Genomic DNA, 352 nt, shown 5'->3' on the forward strand with positions numbered 1-352 from the left:
CTTGGCTTCGACGTGGGTTGCGAAACCTGAGGTGCATGCCGAGGTGCAGTGACCTCGTAAATCACTCTGCAAAACTTTAGTTGCCAACGACGACAACTACGCACTCGCTGCTTAATACCCAGTAGGGTGCCGTCTGACTGAAGCCGTGCTTGTGCGTTCAGGTTCCAGGCGTCGACTCTCACAAGATCGCGCGGAAGCTCGTCCGGGGCGGAAGCGTTAAAACCCTACCGGAATCGCCACACCGCGCGCCCTGTCGGCCGGGTTGCGGTGGGCTAAAAAGAAAGACCGACTAAGCATGTAGAACCGCCGGTTGCGGACTGACGGACGCGGGTTCAATTCCCGCCGCCTCCAC

At 59.1% G+C, this 352-nt stretch carries 1 other RNA gene; it reads left to right on the top strand.

The features are described from left to right. Positions 1 to 344, top strand: a transfer-messenger RNA (tmRNA) gene (ssrA, locus tag ACO0K4_RS19585). Positions 345 to 352 lie beyond the last annotated feature (8 nt).

Origin of the sequence: Undibacterium sp. RuTC16W, from assembly GCF_049339445.1 — a bacterium.
Classification (GTDB): Bacteria; Pseudomonadota; Gammaproteobacteria; order Burkholderiales; family Burkholderiaceae_D; genus Undibacterium.